A 5,141-nucleotide genomic window follows, 5' to 3' on the forward strand; every position below is an offset into this window, starting at 1 on the left:
GCAATACAGTCGAGCCACTGCTCACGGCTGATGGCCTTGAAGTGATCGCACAGGCAGTCGAGCACCGTCGCCCAGTTGCCGGGCGGCAGGCAAAGCGTGCTGGCCTGGTGGTGTGCCGGATCGAAAGGGGAAGTCATGGCAAGGCTCGTGGAATCGGGCCGGGCATTATCCTCCAAGGCCGCTGGCTCAACCAGCCTGGGCGGCCATTTCGGTGTATTCCTTGAGCCAGCGCAGCACCTGCACGGCCTCCCAGCGCGTGGGGTCGTACAGGGCATAGATCAGCCCTTCGTAACCCACCACGTCCAGGGGGCGGTGATAACCCGCGCGCTGGAACGAGGCTTCGATCTCGGCAAAGCATGTGTTGAAGTGCACCTTGCCGAAAGGCGTCTTGCCCTCGGTCACGAGGCCGTCGAGACGCAGCTCCAGCACCGCCTCGCTCAACAGCTCGGGCGACATGCGATTGACGCTGTACTTCAGTTGTTCGACGTTGACCATCATTCCCGCTCCACCTGCAAACGCCAGGGGTCTACCCAGGCTTCTCCTATACTGTATCCATATACAGTGTAGGGCGGGCATTTCCTGCCGTCAAACACGGAAACCGTCCAACCGTCGCGAGCAGAGCGCGCGCTACCGATGCCGGGACAAACGCGGTCAGCGAAGAAACGCCACCACCTGCTCGGCGTCGAACGGCCAGCCCAGCTCCGCGCCGCTGTCACACCGGCGCAGCACGGGGATCGTCAGGGAGTAGCGTTCGAACAACGCGTCGTTCTCGCTGATGTCGACCAGCTCCACCAGCAGACCGTGCTCGACGAACGGCATCAGCAGCGCCTCCGCCACTTCGCACAGGTGGCAGCCGAGGGTGCCTAGGAGTTGGCATTCAGGCAGCATGGCAAGGTATCCGCACGACCGGGTATGGATGCTTATTCTAGGTCTGGGCGGTGCGGGTTGCACTGCCCTGATGCAATCGCGCCCCCGGTGTTCTACTGTACCCGCATCCAGCACTGAACCTTCGGCGCCCCGCACGACTCGAAATACCCACATACATCCACAGGGAGACACACATGGCCAGTAAATCGGCAAAGAATGCTCAAGAGATATTGGCGGCTGACTTTCAGGCCCTGGTGCGCGACACCGAAAAACTGCTCGCCGACACGGCCAATCTCGCCGGCGACCAGGCCGAGGAATTGCGCGGCCAGCTCAACAAGAGCCTGTTGCGCGCCCGTGAGTCGCTGCAGCTGACCAAGGAATCGGTTCGCGAGCGTGGCGAGGTCGTCCTGATCGATGCCGAACAGTACGTGAAGGAAAACCCTTGGCAGGCCGTGGGCATCGCCGCTGGCGTCGGCCTGCTGGTCGGCCTGCTCGCCGGTCGGCGTTGAGGATCAGCCATGGATAATGACGCGCTTGGCAGCGGCGCCTCCAGTACCGGCAAGCGCCTGGGCGCCGCCGTACTGGGCCTGCTGCATGGCCATATCGAACTGCTCGGCATCGAACTGCAGGAGCAGAAGGCCCGTACCCTGAGCCTGCTGCTCTTCGCAGGTCTGGCCCTGGTCTTCGCGCTGCTGCTGCTCACGGCCCTTTCAGGCTTGCTGCTGGTGATGCTGTGGGACAGCTACCGCCTGGCCGGAATCATCGGGCTGTGCGTGTTCTACGGCCTGGCGGCCATCTATTGCGGTTTGCGCCTCAAGGCCGCGGTGTTCGACGAATCCTCGCCGTTCAACGCCACCCTTGAAGAAATCGCCAAGGACCGGGAGCGCCTGTTGCCATGAGCATGAATGACCTACCCAACGGCGCGAGCCGCCGCGAGATGCGCAAGACGCTGATCCGCCTGCGTCTGGAGATGCATCGGCAGGAAATCCGCAACGAGTCGGCGCAGCTGCTCAGCCCCATCAACCGCCTGCGCGGGGTGGGCAGCTCGCTGCAAGGCGGGCTTGGCGTCAAGCATGCGCCACTGTGGGGGATCGGCGCGGTCGTCGCGCTGGGCTTTCTCACCGGCAAAGGCGTGCGCGGCGGCCACCTCCCCCGCCTGTTGCAACTGGGCAGCAGCCTGGCGCCGCTGGTTCGCCTGTTCATGCAAGGCGGCGGTCGCCACTGACCCTGCGACACGGCAGCACCCGCCGCTTGCGCGGGCGCTGCCAAAACGGGAAGCTGTGACGACTTACCTGATGGGAGATCCAGCCCTTGGATTGGCACACCCTGCTTACCCGCGAACGTCTCGGCAAAGCGCTGTACAGCCCTGAAGAACTGGGCCGCAGCCCCTTCCACAAAGACCACGACCGTATCATCTTCTCCGGCGCGTTCCGCCGCCTGGGACGCAAGACCCAGGTCCACCCGGTGTCGAGCAACGATCACATCCACACCCGCCTGACCCATTCGCTGGAAGTCAGCTGCGTGGGCCGTTCGCTCGGCATGCGCGTGGGCGAAACCTTGCGCGATCGACTGCCGCAATGGTGCGAGCCCAGCGACCTGGGCATGGTGGTGCAGTCCGCCTGCCTGGCCCATGACATCGGCAATCCGCCGTTCGGGCACTCGGGCGAGGACGCCATCCGCCATTGGTTCCAGCAGGCCGCCGGGCGTGGCTGGCTCGACGCGATGAGCGCGGACGAGCGGGCAGATTTTCTCAACTTCGAAGGCAACGCCCAGGGCTTCCGGGTGCTGACCCAGCTTGAGTACCACCAGTTCGACGGCGGCACACGCCTGACCTACGCCACCTTGGGCACCTATCTCAAGTACCCCTGGAGCTCACGTCACGCCGACGCCCTGGGCTACAAGAAACACAAGTTCGGCTGCTACCAGAGCGAAGCGCCTCTGCTTGAGCAGATCGCCAGCAAGCTGGGGCTGCCGCAGGTGGACGAGCAACGCTGGGCGCGTCATCCGCTGGTCTACCTGATGGAGGCGGCGGACGACATCTGCTATGCCCTGATCGACCTGGAAGATGGACTGGAAATGGACCTCCTGCACTACGCCGAGGTCGAGTCGCTGCTGCTCAGTCTGGTGGGCGACGACCTGCCCGATACCTACCGCCAGCTCGGCCCGGGCGACTCACGCCGGCGCAAGCTGGCGATCCTGCGCGGCAAGGCCATCGAGCACCTGACCAATGCCGCCGCGCGGGCGTTTGTCGAGCAGCAGGATGCGCTGCTCGCGGGCACGCTGCCCGGCGACCTGGTCGAGCACATGCACGGGCCGGCCAAGCGCTGCGTGCTGCAGGCCAAGGACATGGCGCGCAACAAGATCTTCCAGGACAAGCGCAAGACCCTGCACGAGATCGGCGCCTACACCACCCTCGAGATCCTGCTCAACGCCTTCTGCGGCGCTGCCCTCGAACAGCACGGCGGGCGTACGCCGTCGTTCAAGAGCAGGCGCATTCTCGACCTGCTGGGCAACAACGCGCCCGATCCCGGCGGCTCGCTGTACAGCGCGTTCCTGCGGATGATCGACTTCATTGCCGGCATGACCGACAGCTACGCCACCGAAATGGCCCGGGAAATGACCGGCCGTTCGAGTCCCGTCTGAGCCCGCTACTGCCACGCTGGTCATACTTGTTCCAGCCGTGGCAGCGTTTATCGGCAGAACCTGTGCAGGAAACTTCCTACAGCGGCCGCATTTGAATAAACAAATGATTAAACATCGTCAACAATAAGTTACTTATAGACTGTTGACAAAGTTGATCGGCGGGAAATTTCGTAATATTCCGGACTTTCTTGTGTAAGTCTTTTCTTATATAGAAGTTAACGCCCCTTGCACCATGCCAGTGGACTTTCAAGTGAGATAAGGTGCGCCTCTGTTTCTGACACCTGCCGCCTGGAAGTCTGATTATGCATTCCGTATTTATCGTGGACGATCACCCTGTCATTCGCCTGGCTGTTCGCATGCTGCTGGAAAACCAGAGCTATAAAGTCATTGGAGAGTCGGACAACGGCGTCGATGCCATGCAGATGATCCGTGAAACCAGGCCCGACCTGGTGATTCTCGACATCAGCATCCCCAAGCTGGACGGGCTGGAGGTGCTGTCACGCTTCCAGGCCATGGCGATGCCCCTGAAGGTGCTGGTGCTCACGGCCCAGTCCCCAGCCCTGTTCGCCATCCGCTGCATGCACTCCGGCGCTGCAGGCTACGTTTGCAAGCAAGAAGACCTGAGCGAACTGCTGAGCGCCATCAAGGCGGTGCTGTCGGGCTACAACTATTTCCCCAGCCAGGCCATCAAGCCGGGTCAGGACCGAGTCTGCAGCCATGACCTGGAGCTGTTTCGCAAGGTCAATGACCGCGAACTGATGGTGTTGCAACTTTTTGCCCAGGGGCGAAGCAACAAAGAGATCGCCAAGGGCATGTTTCTCAGCAACAAGACCGTCAGCACCTACAAGAAACGCCTGATGCAGAAGTTGCAGGCCGAGTCGCTGGTCGACCTGATCGACATGGCCAAACGCAACGCCCTGGTGTGAGCCCGGGCATGTCCAGGCGCATCATCCGCCGTTGCCTGCTTTGCCTGTGGCTGGTAACGGCCGGGGCGCCATCGGCGAGCACCGTTCAGGCAGCGACCTACACACTGCTCGCCCGCTCGGGCGAGGCGCCCGTCACGCTCTCGCTGACCCCGCAGCAGCGGCACTGGCTCAAAGGCCGGCAGGCGCTGGTACTGGGGACCTCGGCACCGGACTATCCCCCCTTCGACATCACCGCCGGCAGCCGCGACTATCAGGGGCTGACCGCCGACTACGCCGGCCTGATCGGGGCGGCGCTGGGCCTGCCCATCAAGGTCGAACGTTTTGCCTCGCGCCAGGAAGCGGTCGAGGCCCTGATCCAGGGGCGTATCGACCTGCTCGGCAGCGCCAACGGCTTCGAAGCCGCGAATGAGCAGGTCGTGCTGTCGCGCCCCTATGCGATCGACCAGCCGGTGCTGGTCACTCGCGAGGACGAAGACCGCCCTCTGGACATGGGCCTGGAGGGCATGCGGCTGAGCATGCTGTACCACTACCTGCCCCTGGATGAAGTACACGCTGCCTACCCCAAGGCCACCCTGCTGTCCTATCCCTCCTATCAGAACGCACTCAACGCCGTGGCCTTCGACGAGGCCGACGTGTTCATCGGCGACACCATATCGACCCATTACCTGATCAACCAGGGCCACTTGCCGAACATCAAGATGGCCA

General features: G+C 63.0%; 8 protein-coding genes and 1 pseudogene. 6 read left to right on the forward strand and 3 right to left on the reverse strand.

Going from position 1 to position 5,141, the window contains the following annotated elements; translation table 11 throughout:
- From VJS90_RS07045 to VJS90_RS07055, 3 genes and pseudogenes are all read right to left on the reverse strand, one after another.
- A pseudogene (locus tag VJS90_RS07045) lies at positions 1–137 on the reverse strand (pseudouridine synthase); the annotation flags it as partial.
- 49 nt (positions 138–186) lie between these two features.
- A complete protein-coding gene (locus VJS90_RS07050; protein WP_324120410.1) occupies positions 187–495 on the reverse strand; it encodes a transcriptional regulator in 309 nt (102 codons plus the stop codon).
- Positions 496–651: 156 nt separating this feature from the next.
- Positions 652–888 (reverse strand): glutaredoxin family protein, encoded by a 237-nt coding sequence (locus VJS90_RS07055; protein WP_324120397.1) that lies wholly within the window; start codon positions 886–888, stop codon positions 652–654.
- Positions 889–1,061: 173 nt separating this feature from the next.
- On the opposite strand from VJS90_RS07055, the gene VJS90_RS07060 reads away from it, so the two are divergent.
- From VJS90_RS07060 to VJS90_RS07085, 6 genes are all read left to right on the forward strand, one after another.
- Positions 1,062–1,376: a DUF883 family protein gene (locus VJS90_RS07060; protein ID WP_324120399.1), complete on the forward strand. Its 315-nt coding sequence runs from the start codon at positions 1,062–1,064 to the stop codon at positions 1,374–1,376.
- 9 nt (positions 1,377–1,385) lie between these two features.
- Positions 1,386–1,766: a phage holin family protein gene (locus tag VJS90_RS07065; RefSeq protein WP_324120400.1), complete on the forward strand. Its 381-nt coding sequence runs from the start codon at positions 1,386–1,388 to the stop codon at positions 1,764–1,766.
- Positions 1,763–2,092, forward strand: a complete 330-nt coding sequence (locus VJS90_RS07070; RefSeq protein WP_324120402.1) for a hypothetical protein — start codon at positions 1,763–1,765, stop codon at positions 2,090–2,092. Before VJS90_RS07065 ends, VJS90_RS07070 begins: the two co-directional genes overlap by 4 nt.
- An 86-nt stretch (positions 2,093–2,178) precedes the next feature.
- On the forward strand, positions 2,179–3,510 hold the full coding sequence (locus VJS90_RS07075) for a deoxyguanosinetriphosphate triphosphohydrolase (RefSeq protein ID WP_324120404.1): 1,332 nt from the start codon (positions 2,179–2,181) through the stop codon (positions 3,508–3,510).
- Between the two features lie 302 nt (positions 3,511–3,812).
- Positions 3,813–4,436 carry a response regulator transcription factor gene (locus VJS90_RS07080; protein WP_324120406.1) on the forward strand — a complete coding sequence of 208 codons (624 nt, stop codon included), beginning with the start codon at positions 3,813–3,815 and terminating at the stop codon, positions 4,434–4,436.
- Between the two features lie 8 nt (positions 4,437–4,444).
- A partial coding sequence (locus VJS90_RS07085) for a transporter substrate-binding domain-containing protein (protein ID WP_324120408.1) occupies positions 4,445–5,141 on the forward strand: 697 nt, incomplete at its 3' end.

This window comes from Pseudomonas sp., from assembly GCF_035277045.1.
Taxonomy (GTDB): domain Bacteria; phylum Pseudomonadota; class Gammaproteobacteria; order Pseudomonadales; family Pseudomonadaceae; genus Aquipseudomonas.

What these genes read in the sequence shown, in the direction of transcription:
- VJS90_RS07050 (WP_324120410.1), bottom strand. Translation starts at nt 495, where the DNA reads ATGGTCAACGTCGAACAACTGAAGTACAGCGTCAATCGCATGTCGCCC.
- VJS90_RS07055 (WP_324120397.1), bottom strand. Translation starts at nt 888, where the DNA reads ATGCTGCCTGAATGCCAACTCCTAGGCACCCTCGGCTGCCACCTGTGC.
- VJS90_RS07060 (WP_324120399.1), top strand. Translation starts at nt 1,062, where the DNA reads ATGGCCAGTAAATCGGCAAAGAATGCTCAAGAGATATTGGCGGCTGAC.
- VJS90_RS07065 (WP_324120400.1), top strand. Translation starts at nt 1,386, where the DNA reads ATGGATAATGACGCGCTTGGCAGCGGCGCCTCCAGTACCGGCAAGCGC.
- VJS90_RS07070 (WP_324120402.1), top strand. Translation starts at nt 1,763, where the DNA reads ATGAGCATGAATGACCTACCCAACGGCGCGAGCCGCCGCGAGATGCGC.
- VJS90_RS07080 (WP_324120406.1), top strand. Translation starts at nt 3,813, where the DNA reads ATGCATTCCGTATTTATCGTGGACGATCACCCTGTCATTCGCCTGGCT.